The sequence below is a fragment of the Hyalangium gracile genome (assembly GCF_020103725.1).
Taxonomy (GTDB): domain Bacteria; phylum Myxococcota; class Myxococcia; order Myxococcales; family Myxococcaceae; genus Hyalangium; species Hyalangium gracile.
Genome location: NZ_JAHXBG010000001.1, coordinates 484,712 through 501,914 on the forward strand (window position 1 = coordinate 484,712; position 17,203 = coordinate 501,914).

The 17,203-nt window shown below is 70.4% G+C and carries 14 protein-coding genes; 12 read left to right on the top strand and 2 right to left on the bottom strand.

Going from position 1 to position 17,203, the window contains the following annotated elements; all coding sequences use genetic code 11:
- Positions 1 to 294 precede the first annotated feature (294 nt).
- From KY572_RS02090 to KY572_RS02115, 6 genes are all read left to right on the top strand, one after another.
- Complete coding sequence (locus tag KY572_RS02090) at positions 295 to 606, top strand: hypothetical protein (RefSeq protein ID WP_224240436.1); 312 nt, start codon at positions 295 to 297, stop codon at positions 604 to 606.
- On the top strand, positions 603 to 1,958 hold the full coding sequence (locus KY572_RS02095; protein WP_224240437.1) for a sensor histidine kinase: 1,356 nt from the start codon (positions 603 to 605) through the stop codon (positions 1,956 to 1,958). The genes KY572_RS02090 and KY572_RS02095 overlap by 4 nt, the downstream gene beginning before the upstream one ends.
- Positions 1,955 to 2,683 carry a hypothetical protein gene (locus tag KY572_RS02100; protein WP_224240438.1) on the top strand — a complete coding sequence of 243 codons (729 nt, stop codon included), beginning with the start codon at positions 1,955 to 1,957 and terminating at the stop codon, positions 2,681 to 2,683. The genes KY572_RS02095 and KY572_RS02100 overlap by 4 nt, the downstream gene beginning before the upstream one ends.
- A complete protein-coding gene (locus KY572_RS02105; RefSeq protein WP_224240439.1) occupies positions 2,680 to 3,546 on the top strand; it encodes an SAM-dependent methyltransferase in 867 nt (288 codons plus the stop codon). The genes KY572_RS02100 and KY572_RS02105 overlap by 4 nt, the downstream gene beginning before the upstream one ends.
- Before the next feature lie 151 nt (positions 3,547 to 3,697).
- Positions 3,698 to 4,201, top strand: coding sequence for a hypothetical protein (locus KY572_RS02110; protein ID WP_224240440.1), 504 nt, complete (start codon positions 3,698 to 3,700; stop codon positions 4,199 to 4,201).
- 126 nt (positions 4,202 to 4,327) lie between these two features.
- Positions 4,328 to 5,452, top strand: coding sequence for a Gfo/Idh/MocA family protein (locus KY572_RS02115; RefSeq protein WP_224240441.1), 1,125 nt, complete (start codon positions 4,328 to 4,330; stop codon positions 5,450 to 5,452).
- Between the two features lie 15 nt (positions 5,453 to 5,467).
- Here KY572_RS02115 and KY572_RS02120 read toward each other — a convergent pair whose 3' ends face one another.
- A complete protein-coding gene (locus KY572_RS02120) occupies positions 5,468 to 6,226 on the bottom strand; it encodes a hypothetical protein (protein WP_224240442.1) in 759 nt (252 codons plus the stop codon).
- Between the two features lie 12 nt (positions 6,227 to 6,238).
- Positions 6,239 to 7,687: a metallophosphoesterase family protein gene (locus tag KY572_RS02125; RefSeq protein WP_224240443.1), complete on the bottom strand. Its 1,449-nt coding sequence runs from the start codon at positions 7,685 to 7,687 to the stop codon at positions 6,239 to 6,241.
- 149 nt (positions 7,688 to 7,836) lie between these two features.
- Between KY572_RS02125 and KY572_RS02130 the strand changes: the two genes are divergently transcribed.
- From KY572_RS02130 to KY572_RS02155, 6 genes are all read left to right on the top strand, one after another.
- Positions 7,837 to 8,943 (top strand): VWA domain-containing protein, encoded by a 1,107-nt coding sequence (locus tag KY572_RS02130; RefSeq protein ID WP_224240444.1) that lies wholly within the window; start codon positions 7,837 to 7,839, stop codon positions 8,941 to 8,943.
- A gap of 126 nt (positions 8,944 to 9,069) precedes the next feature.
- On the top strand, positions 9,070 to 10,179 hold the full coding sequence (locus KY572_RS02135; RefSeq protein ID WP_224240445.1) for a LamG domain-containing protein: 1,110 nt from the start codon (positions 9,070 to 9,072) through the stop codon (positions 10,177 to 10,179).
- Positions 10,180 to 10,205: 26 nt separating this feature from the next.
- Positions 10,206 to 12,932, top strand: coding sequence for a hypothetical protein (locus tag KY572_RS02140; RefSeq protein WP_224240446.1), 2,727 nt, complete (start codon positions 10,206 to 10,208; stop codon positions 12,930 to 12,932).
- A gap of 25 nt (positions 12,933 to 12,957) precedes the next feature.
- Positions 12,958 to 14,322, top strand: a complete 1,365-nt coding sequence (locus KY572_RS02145; protein ID WP_224240447.1) for a TAXI family TRAP transporter solute-binding subunit — start codon at positions 12,958 to 12,960, stop codon at positions 14,320 to 14,322.
- A 378-nt stretch (positions 14,323 to 14,700) separates the two neighbouring features.
- Positions 14,701 to 15,573 (top strand): hypothetical protein, encoded by an 873-nt coding sequence (locus tag KY572_RS02150; RefSeq protein WP_224240448.1) that lies wholly within the window; start codon positions 14,701 to 14,703, stop codon positions 15,571 to 15,573.
- Between the two features lie 105 nt (positions 15,574 to 15,678).
- Positions 15,679 to 17,139: an MDR family MFS transporter gene (locus KY572_RS02155; RefSeq protein ID WP_224240449.1), complete on the top strand. Its 1,461-nt coding sequence runs from the start codon at positions 15,679 to 15,681 to the stop codon at positions 17,137 to 17,139.
- Positions 17,140 to 17,203: the final 64 nt, after the last annotated feature.

Sequence of the window (17,203 nt, forward strand, 5' to 3'; positions counted from 1 at the left end):
GTGGTGACCCGGCCGACGCTCGTACCGGACGGCTGCCCCCTGGCCAACACTTCCACCCAGGGGGTGGTTTGACGCCCCCGTCGTAGCTCATGTCTCATCCCGGTGTCGGGGAGGCTCCGCGGCGCGGAGCGGGGAAGAACGTGTGGCGCAACAGCTGGGCCCGGGGGGGAACCAGCATGAGACCTCGAGACATCAACATCCTTCGACTCGGGCTCCTCCGTTTGGATGCGGGGGCGGCTGACGCTCGTGGTGCGCGCGGAGAGTCCTCCCCGATTCACCACAAGGGAGTAAGGAATGAACAACGGCAGCGAGCAGTCCGGCGTCGTCCAGGTCCCCTTCTCCTCCGCCCTGGCGGAGTACCTCGAGCGGATTCGAGCGTTGGGAGCCATGGAGGGCGTCGACGGTGCCGTCGCGCTCAGTCCCACGCTCAAGCCCGTCCTCGAGGCGATGCACCACGTCCTGGCTGGAGGCGAGGTGGAGGTGCGCATCCTGCGCGATGGACAGCAGGACATCTTCCAGGAGCTGCAGCAGCGCGCCGACCAGGCCACCGAGGCCACCAACGCGCTCAATCAGGGACAGGGAAGGATGGTCGTCACCGCCGTATGAGCCGGCTCTCCTCCATGGGCTGCGCCACCCGGACGGCCTTCCAGCGCTGGGTCAACGCCCAGAACGTCCCCGAGGTGCTGGCGGCCAGCAGCGTCAGCTCGTGGCTGGCGCTCGTCGCGCTGGTGCTGCTGCTGCTGGCGGCCGCCTCGTGGGCGCCGCGCGCCGAGCAGCTCTTCGCCCTGCCCGTGGGCACCGCGCTGCTCTGCTTCATTCCCGCGCTGGTGGACTTCGCCTTCGCCCTGCTGCACCGCAAGCGCCAGCACGTGGAGACGTGGGGCTGGCTGCTGTCGCTCGCCGGCACCACCGGCCTGCAGTTCTTCGTCGCCAGCCTCATGGCGCTCTCCGCGCCCCAGGGCGCCACCATCTTCGGCGGCTTCTTCCTCTTCACCGCCGCCTTCCACGGCCGGCTCTTCCGGGTGACGCCGCGCACGCCCTTCCTCGCGGTGGGCACGGCGCTGGCGCTGGCGCTGGCCGCCCTGCTCTTCGCCCGCCCGGAGCACACCGCCCTGTTCGCCGTCCTCGGCCCCGCGTCCCTCATGGCCGAGCTCTACCTGGGCACCTTCGCCATCCAGCATGACCGCACCGCCGCGGAGGCCGAGCGGCTGCGCGCCGCCGTCCAGGCGCAGATGCTGGCCCAGCAGGAGCGCGACGTGGGCCGCATGTCCCAGGCCCTCACGGAGATCCTCGGCCACAGCGAGGAGATCCGCGAGACGCTGCTGACGGCCAGCACCACCGCGGATCTGCTCACCGGGCAGCTGGTGCGCAGCCAGAGCCTGGCCCGCGCCGAGCCGGAGCGGCTCATCCGCCAGCTCCACGAGAACCTGGCGCGCATCCGGGACAGGGTGGCGGAGATCCACCAGAAGGGCCGCCGCTACATCGGGAGCGATCCAGAGGCCGTGGACCTGGTGCCCGTGCTGGACTCCGTGCGTCAGAGCGTGGGCCTGCGCTTCCCGGACGTCTCCATCGCCGTTCAGGTGAACCGGGGTGAGCCCCTGCGCGCCTGGGTGCGCGGAGGTGTCACGACCCTGCGGCGAGTCGTCGAGAACCTCGTTACCAATGCCTGCGAGGGCGATGGCTTGCGCGCCGCCGGAAGCGTGCGCATCTCGGCTCGCACCGAGCCGCTGAGCGGGAGGCTGGAGATGATCATCGCCGACGATGGTCCTGGTTTCCCACCGGAGCGGCTGGCCGCGCCTATCGTGGGCCTCTCCACCACCAAGCCGCGGAGCACCGGGCTGGGGCTGTACACCTCCGAGTGCTTGATTCGTGCCAGCGGCGGCACGCTGGAGCGCCAGAACGCGCATGAGGGCGGAGCGGTCCTTCGCGTCCTGCTGCCCCGGGAGCTGCGAACATGAGCGGGGGCGCCATCTACCAGGAAGCCCTGCGGGTGCTGCGGCGGCTGGGGCTGCCGGAGGCCGCCGAGCGGGACGTCGTCGCCGCGCTGGAGGCGGCGCAGCCCGGGCCCCTGGCACTTCTGTACGAGGCGGGCATGGAGGCAGGGCTGACGCGTGAGGCGCTGCTGACGCGCGGCTCGGGAATCTTCCTCAGCTTCGCCGCGGGCAACCTCGCGGACGATCTCACGGATGGCGAGTGCTCATATTACGCCCATCCATCACGGGTAGGACCCTACGTGCAGTTCCTCCTGCAGAACCTGGCCTGGGCCACGCTGGCCCGCGCGCAGGTGCCCGAGGAGGTGCTGGTGGAGGCGGCACGGGGGCTGGCGGAAGCGGCGGGGCCACAGGCCCTGGAGGTGCGGACGCGGGAGTGGACGGCGCCCGTCTTCCAGCGCGTGGCCGAAGGGCTGGCGGGGCAGCAGTGGGCGGTGTACCTGCGCCTGCTCTGGGCGGGCACACCGCTGGCGGAGTGCTCGGTGGCGGGGCGCGATCTGGGAATCGCGGCCCACGTGGCCGAGGACATCCGCTCGAGGGACCCACGGTTCTTCAGCATGCCGGAGGCGGACCAGCGCGAGGTGGTGCGCTGGGCACGGGCGGGGATGGATGGCGTGCGGCGTCAGAAGCTGCGTTGTCTGGACGCGGCGCTCAGGCGCATCGATCCGATTCTTCCGGAGGTAGTGCCATGAGGGTAGAGCCGCTGCGACAGGGAACCGCACGCGACGACGTTGCCGCGTACTACGACGCCAAGACGGAAGGCATCCTGCGCCGTTACGGCCCGGGGCCTCGCGTGCACTACCACACCGGCCTGGTGGACGAGTCGCCGCCGCCGGGAATGTCCGCGGAAGCGCTCAAGGTGCTCATCCACGAGTCCCAGGAAGCCCTGCTGCGCGAGATGGCGCTCGCGATGGGTGGGCCGAGCCGGGGCTGGGACGTGCTGGACGTGGGCTGCGGGCTGGGAGGCGGCTCGCTGTTCTGGGCCTCCGTCCATGGCGCGCGCGTCTCCGCCATCACCATCGCGCCGGAGCACCTGCCCTGGGTGGAGCGCTTCGCCGCCATGGCGGGCGTGGGCGATCGGGTGAAGCCCATGCTCTGCGATGCGCTCGAGGTGCCCGGCCAGGAGCGCTTCGATCTCGTGATGGCGGTGGAGAGCTCCTGCTACCTGCCGCGCCGCGAGTGGTTCCGCAAGGTGCACTCGCTGCTGCGCCCCGGCGGCCTGGTGGCCATCGCGGACTGCTTCCTCGGTCGGCCGGAGCTGGCCATGCCGTTCGATCGGTACTGGCGCACGCACATCGGCTCGGTGGAGGAGTATTTCCGCGCGGCCACCGCGGAGGGCCTGGAGCTGGAGCTCCATCAGGACCTGTCCGGGCGGGCGGTGAACTTCTGGACGCTGACGTTGGACTTGCTGGCGCGCGAGCGCGAGCTGTCGCTGCGCGGCGGCCAGGGAGGCATGGGCCGGACCGAGTCCCAGCGCGAGCACCTCCGGCTCCAGCAGGCGTTCCTGGATGGCGGCCTGCACTACGGGATGATGGTGCTGCGGCGCCCGCACTGAGCGCTCAGCCCGTCAACCTCAGCGTCAGCAAGGCCAGCCCTCGTCTCCTCGGCTGGTCTCGGAGCGTGTAGGAGCCATGGAGCCCGTGTCCCATGCCGTCCGGTCGGAGCAGCCCAAGCCTTTGGGGGCAAATCCAACCACGGAGACGAACATGAGCTTCAAGCGAATGATGGTGGTGGGTGCCATGGCCTCGGCGCTGGCGTTCACGGGTTGCCAGGATCGCCGCGGTGACGACACGGCCCCCGGCGGCGCGGTGGAGCAGCCGGAGGGCACGGGCGGCTCGGGCAACGTGGACTCCACCATCCCGGGCAGCAGCGACACCCTGGGCGGCGTCCGCCAGGATGATCGGCCCGGGGCGGACCTGGGAGGCACGGGCGGTAGCGGAGGAGAGGCGCTCGAGCCGAACCGCGACCTGGGGAACACGGGCGAGGTGAACGAGCAGGACAGCGCCGGCTCGCTGGACCACGGCGGCACCGGGGGCTCCGGCTCCATCAACGAGCACGACACCTCGCTGGACCAGGGTGGCACCGGGGGCTCCGGCTCCATGAACGACCAGGGCTCCAGCGCCACGGACCCGAGCTGGACGGGCAGCACCGACTCGGTGGATGACCCCAACCGTGTCGACAGCAAGGACGACCAGCGGATGGAGAAGTAGTCGGCCCGAGAGCGTCCTCGGCAACGCGGCGCTGGAGCAGCCAGGCACTCCCCGCCGTGTTGTCGCGGAGTGTGGGCATGCGGAGCTTCTCCGCGTGAAGCACCTGGATCTCCTCCGGAGGAACGGATGGCGCGGAAGCGGCGGACGAAGAAGGCGACACGGCAGGTGGGCTACGCGGTGGTGGGGCTGGGACACTTCGCGCAGGACGCGATCCTGCCGGCCTTCGAGCACGCGAAGGACAACTCGAAGCTGGTGGCGCTGGTGAGCGGAGACCCGGAGAAGGCGCGCGAGCTGGGCGAGCGCCACGGGGTGCCGGTGTTCGACTACGACAGACTCGAGGAGTGCCTGGCGCTGCCCGAGGTGGAGGCCGTCTACATCGCCGTGCCCAACGCGCGGCACGCGGAGTTCGCGGTGCGCGCGGCGAAGGCGGGCGTGCACGTGCTGTGCGAGAAGCCGCTGGCCATCACCGTGGAGCAGTGCCGGGAGATGATCCGCGCCTGCGAGGAGAGCGACGTCCGGCTGATGACGGCGTACCGGCTCCACTTCGAGCAGGCCAACCTCACGGCGGTGGAGGCGGTGCGCGAGGGGAAGATCGGCGATCCGCGCATGTTCACCTCGACGTTCACCTTCCAGATCAACGCACCCAACATCCGCCTGGAGCGGGACAAGGGCGGCGGGGTGCTGTGGGACATCGGCGTGTACTGCGTGAACGCGGCGCGCTACCTCTTCCGCGCCGAGCCGGTGGAGGTGTTCGCCTTCTGCGACAAGGGGAAGGATGCGCGCTTCACGGAGGTGGAGGAGGCCGCCTCGGTGGTGATGCGCTTCCCGGAGGGGAAGCTGGCGGCCTTCAACGTGAGCTTCGGCTCGGAGGCGGTGGCCACCTACCAGGTGGTGGGCACCGAGGGCACGCTGAAGCTGGACAACGCCTACGAGTACAAGGGTGACATCCGCTGGGAGCTGATGTCCGAGGGCAAGACGCGCAAGGGCAAGGTGCCGCCGCGCGATCAGATCGCTCCGGAGCTGCTCGCCTTCAGCGACTGCGTCATCGAGGGCCAGGAGCCCGAGCCGAACGGCTGGGAGGGGCTGGCGGACGTGCGCATCATCTCCGCGCTGTACGAGTCGGCGCGCACGGGCCAGCCGGTGCGGCTGGAGCCCTTCGAGAAGCCCCGGCGGCCGACGAAGGAGCAGGAGGAGCACCGCCCGGCGGGGGACACGCCGGAGCTCATCAACGTGGAGGCGCCCTCGCAGTAGCCTGCGCGCGAGGGACTACTCGGGGGCGGCGCACAGCGAGTGCTCCGTGCTGTACGCGCCCGACAGGGGCGTGAGGTCCTCACGCCCCTGGTACTCGTGCCACCAGCGCGCGGCCTGCCAGATGGCCTCGGGGCAGCTCGCGCTGCTGGCGATGCCCGGCGTCAGCTCGAAGCCGGCGGCGCCCAGCACCATCTCGGCCATGGCCGCCGAGGGCAGCCCGAAGCCGTCCAGCAGCGGGTTGGTGGCGCGCCCCGCTCCCCACACGTACGGCAGCCACCGCGTCACCAGGTCCACCGCGTCCATCGCCGAGCGCTGGCGCATGAAGGTGCGCAGCGCCTCGCTCACGGGCGCCTGCTCCACCGGCACGTGCAGCACGGCGATGTTGGGGTAGCGCTTCGCGTCGTCGTAGCGGCCCAGGTCCGCGCGCTGCACCCCGTTCGTGCTCGGCGGGTAGCCGAAGCCTCCGCCGGGGTCGAGGGAGATCTCCCAGGCGGTGGCGGCGGTCAGCTCGCCCTCGGGCGGCTCCACCAGCACCACGTGGCTCCAGTAGCTGGGCGTCAGGTCATGCCGCGCCTGGGACTGCGCCACCCGGAGCCGGAAGGACACCGGATCCGTGCCGCCGAGCAGCACCAGCAGCGGCGAGCCGCTGGCCTTCTTGCCCCTGGCCTTCGCCGCGCGCTGGAGCCAGGCGAGGTTCGTCTGGTTGCGCGAGCGTGTCTGGCAGACGAACTGCGGGTTGGGGGCGGAGGCGGGAGAGGAGCGGATCTGAAGCATGGTGGGGCCTCGCTAGCGGTGGCGGAGGACGAAGGGGGCGACGGCGGGCGGCGGACCGCCGGGCTCCAGCGGGAAGAAGCGCGGCGTCACCTCGAGGCTGTCGCCGTGGCGCCGGAACGACAGCAGGCACACGTTGTTGCCCCGCTGGCGGTAGAGGGTGTACGCGAAGAAGGAGGAGCGACTGCCCTCGAGCTCCAGGGCGCCTCCGATGAGCGTGGCGTCCGAGTGCCGGGGCCAGCGCTCCTTCTTGCCCGAGAGGTTGGCCTTGAGGTCGGCCAGCTGGTCCACACCGGGCGTCGTCACCAGCGCGGTGGGCGAGCAGATGACCTCGATCATCTGCATGCCGGTGGCCAGCGCATCCTTGGGCATGAAGCGGGCGATGCGGCTCCAGTGCATGTCGCCGGTGATGAGCAGCACGTCCCCGGCCTGGCGCATCAGCCGATCCAGCTCCCCCATGAGGAAGCGGAAGTCGGCGTAGTTGCTCATCGTCGAGTCGCCGAAGCGGCGGTTCAGCCCACCCGCCCTGGGCATGGCCAGCGACTGGCCGGTGACGAAGACGCCCAGCTTGCGCTGCTGGATGCAGCGCGACACCCAGGCGGACAGCGCCTCCCGGGCCAGGGGCGTCATGGTGGTCTGGAAGTTCGCATCGCGCCAGGCGCGCGCATCCAGGAGGAAGAAGGAGAGCGGCTCCACGTCGAACTGGACGGGCGTGCCCACGGGCGTGGGGTCCACGTGCTGGAAGTGGCCGTACAGCATGCGGGCCACGTCCGCCCACGCCGCGCGCCCGGGGCCCGTCCAGGTGTTCTGGGACTGGACCGAGGGCATCGGGAAGTTGTTCCAGTAGTCGTGGTCGTCCGGCACGCACGCGTACGGCGCGGCGTGCACCACCTTGGCGTAGGCGTGGTCGTCGAACCAGTTGCGGGCGTAGTCCTGCTCGAACTTGCGCGCGAGCGCCGGGCGCGCGTCCGGCAGGTTCTTCAGCGGAGGCAGGTCCAGGTACACCTGGTCGCCGGTGAGCAGCAGCAGGTCCGGCGTGTAGCCCCGGAGGATGGAGTCCATGGACGCGCCCGCCACGCCGCTCTTGTCCTCCTCCCAGTAGAAGCAGGAGGCGAGCATCAGGTGGAAGGCGCGATCCAGGCCGGAGGGCACCGAGCGCGGGAGGGCGCGCAGGGAGGAGATGACGGGAGGCGCGCCGTCCAGGCTCACGCCCACGCGGAAGGCCTGGGGCGAGGTGGCGTGGACGGGGAACTCATACAGGCCGGCGAAGATGCGGGGCGTGTCCACCCCGAGGAACGGGCCGGCGCGCACGCTCTGGATGGGACGCAGGGTGGCCGGCTGCGCGGGAAGCCCATCCAGGGTCCAGCTCAGGGCGGGCGCGGTGGTGCGCTCGCGGACTCCGAGCCAGACGCGAAGGCGCCCACCGCCAGCGGCACACGCATGCAGGACGACGTTGGCGCTCATGCCCCCTCGCGGTGCGGGACGTACGGACCACCTGCCCATGAATTAGCACGGGGCCCCCGCATGGCGGAACCCACGAATTCGCGGAATGTCCGGACCACGCGCTATCCTTCGCCTCGAAGTCTCATCGCATCGCCTCCGAGGAAACGTTCATGGCCGTGAAGAAACGTGCAGCCGCCGCCAACAAGGTCTCGAAGAAGAACGAGGTAGCCAGCGCGCCCGCCTCCGCGAGCCTCGTCAACCACATCGCCTTCGTGGTGGACCGCAGCGGCTCGATGCGCCGCATCAAGGACCAGGTGGTGCGCGTCTTCAACAACCAGCTCGACACCGTCCAGCGCAACGCGAAGTCGGCCGGGCAGAAGACGTTCTTCAGCACCTTCATGTTCCACACCACCGTGGACAAGCCGCGCCACCTCGCCGCCCCCGTGGAGAAGGTCCGCAAGCTCAAGGCGTCCGACTACAAGCTGGGCGGCAGCACCGCCCTGCTGGACGCGGTGGGCACCTCCATCACCAGCCTCCAGAAGGCCAAGGGCGCCACGAACAAGGACACCAGCTTCCTGATCGTCGTCATCACCGACGGGCACGAGAACTGCTCGAGTCAGTACAAGCGGAGCCTCAAGGGGCTCATCGCCAAGGTCCAGAAGACGGGCCGCTGGAGCCTGGCCTTCCTGGTGCCCCCTGGCAGCGAGAACACGCTCACCAAATTCGGCATCCCCAAGGGCAACGTCACCCGCTGGGACGCCACCGCCAAGGGCACCAAGGTGCTGGACGAGAAGCTGGCCGCGGGCCTCAAGACGTTCTACGCGGCGCGCGCCAGCGGGCAGAAGTCGGTGACGGCGTTCTTCACCACCGACATGAGCAAGGTGGATGTGAAGAGCCTGTCGGCCCTGAAGGACCTGTCCAAGGGCTTCGCGCGGTGGACGGTGGACAAGGAGCGCTCCATCCGCGAGTTCGTCAACACGAAGCTCCAGACCAGCTCCACGCTGCGCAAGAAGCTGGGCAACGAGTACCAGCCCGGCCGCGGCTTCTATGAGCTGACCAAGCCGGAGACGGTGCAGCCGCGCAAGAACATCGCCATCCTGGACAAGAAGACGAAGGCCATCTTCGGCGGGGACCAGGCCCGCAAGGTGCTGGGCATGCCGAGCGGCGCCAACGTCAAGGTGAAGCCCGGCAACCACATGGAGTACTCCATCTTCGTGGAGAGCACCTCCAACAACCGGAAGCTGGTGCGCGGCACCACCCTGCTCTACCAGCAGTAACGCTGAGCCCGGCTCGCGGCCGCGCGGCCGCCCGTCGCCCCGCCCACCGAGGCTCGAGGCGCCGGGTGGCCTCCCGCGTCCGTCACATCGCCCCCCGGCCATGTCCATCGTTGCCGGGGGCCGACCATGCCGCGCAGCTTCGCCATCACCACCTCCTCTCCCTCGGTCCAGCCGGATGGCTCGGGCCAGGGAGAGTTCACCTTCACCGTCTCCAATGGCCTGGGGCGCCCGGCTCGTGTCCGGGCCGTGCTCGAGCCAGAGGGCCAGCTCCAGCGTGGCTGGCTGGCGCTCACGGGAGAGCCCGAGCGGGAGCTCGCTCCGGATGGCACGCAGAGCTATGGGGTGAGGGTGTCCACTCCGCCGGGGACTCCCGAGGGCACCTATGCGTTCCGGCTCATCGTGGTGAACGTCGCCAACCCCGATGAGGAGTTCGCCATCGGGCCCTCGGTGGCCCTCCAGGTCCAGCGCCCGACGATCGCGCCCCCCAGGAAGTTCCCGATGTGGCTCGTCCTCCTCGCGGCCGGGGTGCTGCTCATCTCCGCGGGCGCCGTCGGCGCGGGGCTGCTGCTGCGGGACGAGCCCGGCACCGGGGGCTCGGGCTCCGCGCCCACGGTGTCGCTGGGCTTCAATGGCCAGAGCAGCTTCGTCGATCTGGGCGAGCCCGCCGAGCTCGAGTTCACCGGCACCGTCACCGTGGAGGCGTGGATCCGCCCCAGGACTACCGGGGGCTTCCACAACATCCTGGCCCAGGGCTACACGGTGACGCCGCCGGGCGAGTTCTTCTTCCGCATCTTCGCCGGGCAGTACCAGGTCGGCTCGTGGGATGGGATGAACCACGCCGTCTCCTTCCCCATGCCTCGGGAGGACGCCGGGCAGTGGGTCCACCTGGCCGGCGTGTATGATGGCTCGCGGTGGATCCTCTACCGCAACGGGAACGAGGTGGCCTCCAACCCGGAGCGCGTGGGCGTCATCGACGTGAAGGCCCCGTGGGCCATCGGCGCTCGCGGAGGGGGCCAGGAGCGCTTCTTCGATGGCGACATCGGCGCGGTGCGGCTGTGGCGCGTCGCGCGTGGGCCGGAGCAGATCCGCGAGGACATGCGGGGTGAGCCCAAGCGGGACGCGGAGGGCCTCCTCGGCTCCTGGTCCCTGAGCGAGGGCCGGGGCACCATCGCCGGGGACCGGGGCCCGGGCCAGTCCCACGGCGTGCTCCGGGGCGCCACATGGAACACGCCATAGGCGGCTTGTGCTAAACCCAGCGGCCTATGGCTCCGAGCGAAGAGCTGAGCACCGCAGACCTCCAACGGCTGGCCCGCGCCGAGGCGCCGGAACTGCCGGAAGCCGTCATCGCCTTCCTGGTCCAGCCGGAGAAGCCCCCCGAGAAGCCTCTTCCGGAGGGCGCCATCGACTTCCAGGGCCTGAAGTCCCTGCTGTGGCAGGCCCAGCACCGCCGCGACGCCAAGGGCCGCCGGGCCGCCTCGCACGAGGCCTGGCAGCGCTTCCTGGCCCAGAAGGACGTGCCGCTGCCGCCGCGCTTCACCCTGGCGGACCTGCTCGTCTCGCTCTACGAGCGCAACACCGACGCCAGCCGCGCCACCCTCTTCCAGCTGGTGCGCGGCGCGGACCTCCAGTTCGGCCTGTGGGGCGGGCTCAAGCGCATCTACAAGCTGGCCGAGCAGCGCCATGACGCGGAGATGTTCGGCGTGCTGGCCTGGCGCTTCGACGTGGAGAGCCAGACGCACACCACGCGCGAGGTGTCGCTCGGCACCATCACCTACCTGCGTCGCCGCGCGTGGCGCTACCTGCGGCAGCTGGGCGCCGCGGTGCCGGAGCTCTTCCCCCAGTTCGCCGTCGAGGTGCTGCGCCACTACACCCCGGAGACGCGGTGGCGGCAGACGTGGGTGGCGATGCACCTCTGGGCGCACGGCTCGGAGAAGTACAACGCGTACTCCTTCACCATCGACGTGCCGGCGGACATGGTGAAGTACCGCGCCTTCCCGGACGCGTGGAAGCGCTCGCCGGACGCGCTCATGCGGTTGCTGGACACGTGCCAGTCGGACCCGGCGGCGCGCTTCGCCATCCAGAACCTGCGCAAGGACTTCCCCGAGGCGCTGCGCCAGGTGACGCCCACGTGGCTGGACAGGCTCGCCCGGAGGCCGCTGGCCAGCGCGCACGAGTTCCTCGTGGAGACGCTGCAGGGCTCGCCTGAGTTCCACCAGGGCAAGCTGCGCGGGCTCGGGCTGCACGAGGCGGTGCTGGCGCTGCTGGTGTCGCCCAGCCCCAAGGCGCGCACCTACGCCATCGAGTATGCGCGGGCGCACGCGGCGGACCTGCCCGCCGAGCGGCTGGCGGAGCTGCTGGGCTCGGGCCTGGCGGACACGATGATGTACGCCGCCGCGACGCTGGAGAAGCGCAACCCGCGCGAGCTGGGGGCGGACTTCCTGGGGCGGCTGCTGGCCTTCAAGGCCACCAACGGCTTCGCCGCGAAGGCGCTGGAGCAGGCGTTCGACAGGGCGGAGCTGTCCCACCGCTTCCTGATCGACATGTTCTACGGGAGCAACGAGCAGCTCTCGTGGGTGAAGGGCTACATCGACTCGAAGTACGCCGCCGCCGAGCTGCCCGCCTCCTTCTATAAGGAGCTGCTGGCGGACGCGCGGCACAGCAAGTTCCCCACGTACTACGCCAGCCCGGTGGAGCAGTTCGCGCTCAAGGCGCTGGGGGCGTACTCGCCGGCGGCCATCGGCGCGGACTGGCTCCTGGACAACGCCATCCACCCGCGCCTGGGCAGCACGGTGCAGAAGTGGCTGATGCGCGCCGAGGCGCTGCCGGGGCTGGACGTGGAGCGGGTGAAGGGGCTGGTGTTCAACGCGAAGTACCGCGAGGTGGCGCTGGCGCTGCTGGGCAACCGGAAGCTCTTCAGCGCGCGGCAGCTCACCGTGCCCTGGCTGCTGGCGCTGGCGCGGCGGGCGGACCCGGCGCTGCACGGGTTTGCCCACCGCTACCTGCTGGAGAACCTCTCGCCGGGGGACTTCAGCGAGTCCGAGGACGCCGCGGCGGGCCTGGAGCGCCTCTTCGAGCTGGCGCTGGGAGCGAAGCAGCCGGTGCCGGTGCGGCAGTTCGCGCAGACGTACCTGCGCGTGCACCACCCCGTCATCGGCCCCGAGCAGCCCGAGTCCAAGTCCTACCAGCTCAAGCCCAAGGCGCCGCGCAAGGCGTACACGGCCGAGCGGCTGTGGCCGGCGCTGTTCGACGCGAGGGATGACGTGCGGCGCTTCGCGCTGGCCATCACCCGGGCGGAGCTGCGCGCGTGGGGCTACCACCCGCGCGTGTACGAGCTGGCCGAGGCGGAGGCCAAGGAGGTGCGCAACCTGGCCTACGACGCGCTGCTGCAGGCCGGCGAGGCGGGGGCGGACGAGCGCTGCACGCTCAAGCCCGAGGAGCTGGACGCGGTGAAGGTGTTCACCCTCACCGAGAGCACCAAGCGCAGCACGCGCGAGGTGGCGGTGGAGCTCATCCGCCGGCACTACGCGCGGCTGGGCGGGGCCGAGCGGCTGGCGTGGCTGATGGAGAGCGCGGACCGCGAGGTGGGCCTGTTCGCCGTGCGCCTGCTCTGGGAGAAGCACCGCCCCACGCACCTGCCGGCGGGGTGGAAGCCCGCCGGGGCGACGGAGGCTCCGGCCGTCAGCGGCATGGAGCGCTTCGCCAACGTGGACGCGCTGCGCACCTTCGTGCGGCGGATGCTCTTCGGCCTGCCGCCGGGGCGCTCGAAGGAGGGCCGCGAGGGGATGGTGCAGCGGCGGCTGTCGGCGAGCACCGCCAAGCGGCGCATCATCGAGCTGGTGAGGGACCTGGGGCTGGAGGACCAGGCCTTCGCGCGGGTGGTGGCGCCGGTGCTCAACGAGTTCACTGGCTCGCTGGCCAAGGGAGAGTGGCAGAGCTGCCTGGCCTCCCTGGTGCAGCTGCGGGCGGCACACCCGGGCGTCTCCCTGTGAGGCGCCGTCTATACTCCGCACCTACATGAAGATTCCTCTGAAGGAGCAGCTCCGGCGCACGCTGCGGCGCGACCTGTGGATCGCGATCGCGCCCGCGACGGTGCTCATCAGCATCGCGTTCGCGGTGACGTTCTACTTCGTCAAGCCGGCGCCGCCGAAGAAGCTCGTCATCGCGATGGCGCCAGACGAGGGTGGGTTCCGGTACTTCGCGCGGAAGTACCAGGAGGCCCTGGCGCGCGACGGCATCACGCTGGAGCTGAAGCAGACGCAGGGCTCGGTGAGCAGCGTGAAGCTCCTCACCGAGGAGAGCGGGGCGGTGGACGTCGCGTTCGTGCAGAGCGGCACGGTGGGCGCGGACAAGGCGGAGGGAGTCGTCTCACTGGGGAGCCTGTCCTATATCCCGCTGTGGGTCTTCTACCGGGGCGAGCCGCTGGAGGATGTGCGAGGGCTTCAGGGAAAGCGCATCGCGGTGGGGCCCGAGGAGAGCGGGACGCGCGCGCTGGCGATGACGCTCCTGGGGGCCAACGCGGTGGACAAGGCGCCGACGGAGCTCCTGCCGTTCGGGCGTGATGAGGCCATCGAGCAGCTGAAGCAGGGGAAGATCGACGCGGTGTTCCTGGTGGCTCCGGCGGAGTCTCCGGCGATCAAGAAGCTGGCGGCGGTGCCCGAGGTGCGGCTGCTCAGCTTCGGGCGGGCGGATGCGTATACGCGCCGGTTCCCGTACCTGTCGAAGCACGTGCTGCCGCGCGGGGTGTTCGATCTGGCCGCGGACGTGCCGGAGCGGGACGTGGTGCTGCTGGCGCCGACGGCGAACCTGGTGGCGCGAGACAGCCTGCACCCGGCGCTCGCGTACCTGCTGATGCGCACGGCGAGCTCGGTGCATGGGAGCGCGGGGCTGCTGGATCGCTCGGGCGAGTTCCCGGCGCCGCTGGAGGCGGGCTTTCCGCTGAGCAGCGAGGCGCGCCGCTACTACGAGGCGGGGGTGCCGTTCCTGCAGCGCTACCTGCCGTTCTGGGCGGCGAACCTGGTGGATCGGCTCTGGGTGATGCTGGTGCCGATCATCGCGGTGGTGGTGCCGCTGGGCCGAGCGGTGCCGGCGTTCTTCCTGTGGCGGGTGCGCTCGCGCATCTTCCGCTGGTACGCGCGGCTGAAGGAGATCGAGATCCAGCTCGAGGAGAACCCCGGGCAGGAGATGTTGTTGGACATGGTGAAGCGGCTCGAGGAGGCCGAGCGCGAGGTGAACCGCATCCCGGTGCCGCTGGCGTACGCGGAGAACCTCTACTTCTTCCGGGAGCACGTCGACGTCGTCCGGCGGCGGCTGCTCCGTCGCCTCTCGGGCGCGTCCGACAACAAGGACGTGAAGGAAGTGGTGGCGCAGCAGGCCAGCTGAGCGGCGGAGCAGACGCTGCGGCGAAGCAATAACGGGCCGTAAACCACCGTCATTGGCGACCACCCGCAGAGAGCGAAACGATAGAGAACAACGGAGTGTTCCTGCTCGAAGGAGGACACGCGTTGGCGCTCCCCTCCTCGTGGACCGGGCCCCACCTGTCGGCCCGACTTGTTGCGAACTGGTATGACAAGCATACCAGTCGGTGGCGCACTCGCCCGACACGGGCACCTCCCCTGGTCGAGCCCTACAGCCGAGGTCCCATCGCGAAGAAGATCCTGTCCGCTCCCGTCGGAACCCGGCTCGCGCCGTCGCGCTCCCCCAGACACTTGGCGCGGGACGGCCGAAGACAGGGCTCTTTTGGCGTGCTTTCCTGCCGCCATGTCTCGCGGCTCCTCCGTCTTCCTCGCGCTGCTCCTGCTCACCTCCAGCGCCGCGCCCGCCAGGGACAAGGCTCCTCCCAAGCCCGATGTCTCCTCGGACATGCCCGCGGACTTCCAGCTCATCGGCTGGTCCAAGGACGAAAAGCGGTTCGCCGTCCGCCGCTACGACCTGTCCGACTCGGAAGACGACCTGAGCGAGCCTCCTCCGTACTGCCCCGGCTACGTGAACCACCTGGGCAAGAAGTTCCGGGGCGGACTCCTGCTCCAGCTCTACGAGGGCACCACGGCCACGAAGACGTGGGGAATCCAGGACTCGGAGCCCTGCACTCCGCCCGAGACCGCGCGCGAGCGGCTCACCCAGGCGAAGGCGGCCCTGGCGGAGCAGGGTGTCGATCTGCTGGCCGTCGGCGCCGTGGTGATGCCCCGGAAGGGCGCTCGGAAGGCCACCCCGCGCGGCAACAGCAAGCTCGCCGTCGGCACGGCCACGACGACGCTGGTGCTGCCCTCGGGCCCCTGGGCCCGGCAGACCGTGGACGTCACCTGCCGCGTCGAGCGGCGCGATAGCGGCAAGAGCGAGGAAGACGGGATTGGCACCTATCTGTCTCGAGCGACGTTCACGGTGCGGCTCCGCACTGGCAAGAAGCCCGTTGCGCTCGGCGAGTTCACCCTGGGCCCCACCGAGTGGTCTCCGGTCATGGCCGGGCGCTGGGACCCCACCTTCGATCGCCTCTTCCTGTCCCCCAGCGGAAAGAGCTTCGTGCTGCTCGCTCGCCTGGACGAGGGCAACATGCACGACAGCTCCGTCTCCAGCGTGGTCCTCGGACTCGTCGCACTCCCCGAGCGTCCCGGGTCCGCCTCTCCGGCTCGCTGAGCCACGAGCTCGCGGGGCCTGCTTGGAGGCGGGCGGAGACACTCGCGTGTCAACCGCTTGCTCCTCGGACTCCGGTGTGAGCTATTGCGCGAGCCTCACCCGGCCATGCGCAAGACCCACCGCCCGCTCACCACCGCCGCACTCGCCCTGAGCCTCTTCATGGCGGCCCTGGAGATGACCGTCGTCTCCACCGCCATGCCCACCGTCGTCAGCGATCTGGGCGGCATCGAGCACTACGCGTGGGTCTTCACCGCGTACATGCTGGCCTCCACCGTCACCGTCCCCATCTTCGGGAAGCTGACGGACCTGTACGGGCGCAAGCCCATCATCCTGTTCGGCATCACCCTGTTCCTGGCGGGCTCGGTGGCCAGCGGCCTGTCCCCGTCCATGCAGTGGCTCATCGTCTTCCGCACGGTGCAGGGGCTGGGCGCGGGCGCCATCCAGCCCACCACGCTGACCATCATCGGCGACCTCTACAGCCTGGAGGAGCGCGGCCGGGTGCAGGGGCTGTTCAGCGCGGTGTGGGCCGTCTCGGGCCTGGTGGGGCCGCTGGCCGGTGGCCTCATCGTCCGGTGGCTGTCGTGGCACTGGATCTTCTACATCAACGTGCCGGTGGGCCTGGGCACGATGGTGCTGCTCTTCATCTTCTTCCACGAGCACATCGAGAAGCAGAAGCGTCCGCTCGACATCGTCGGCGCCGTGCTGCTCTCGCTGGGGGTGGTGGCGCTCCTGCTGGGAGCTCAGGGCCACGACAACCGGCTGGTGCCGCTCGTGGTGGCGGCGGTGCTGCTGGGGGCCTTCGTCCTCGTCGAGCGCAAGGTAAAGGAGCCCATCATGCCTCCGAGCGTCCTGGTGCGCCCGACCATCGCCATCGCCTCGGTGACGTCGGCGTTGTTCTCGGCGGCGATGTTCGGCGCCAGCACCTACGTGCCGCTCTTCGTCCAGGGCGTGCTGGGTGGCACGGCCACACAGGCCGGCGCGATGCTCACGCCCATGCTGGTGGCCTGGCCCGTCTGCGCCCTCATCTGTGGGCGCGTGATGGTGAAGGTGGGGTTCCGGCCGCTCATCATGGGAGGCCTGGGGCTGTCGGCCCTGTCGACGGTGGTGCTGGCGCTGGTGCTCAGGCCGGGCGCCCCGCTGCTGCTCCCCGAGCTGGCCATGGGGTTGTTCGGCGCGGGCCTGGGCTTCGCGGCTACCGCGCTGCTCATCGCCGTCCAGACGAGCGTCGGTTGGGAGATGCGAGGGGTGGCCACGGCGAGCAACATGTTCTTCCGCACCATCGGCGGGGCGCTCGGCGTGGGCGCCATGGGCGGGGTGCTGGTGGAGCGGCTGACGGCGGACCCGCGCATCCCCGTGAGCGCGGCCAACGAGCTGCTCGGGCCCGAGCACGGACGCGGGCTGGGCGAAGAGGTGCTGCGCCAGCTGAGCGGCTCGCTGGCCGACGGGCTCGCCACCAACTTCTGGATCATGGCCGCCATGTCGGTGCTCGCCTTCGCTTTCAGCTTCTTCTTTCCCCGGGTGAAGACCGGCGCCAAGGCGGAAGCGGGCGAGGCGGCGATGCACTGAGCGCTGGCCCTCGCCCCCGCGAGACAGGTGGCTTCCGCCGTTACTGCCCGGATGACCCTCCGGC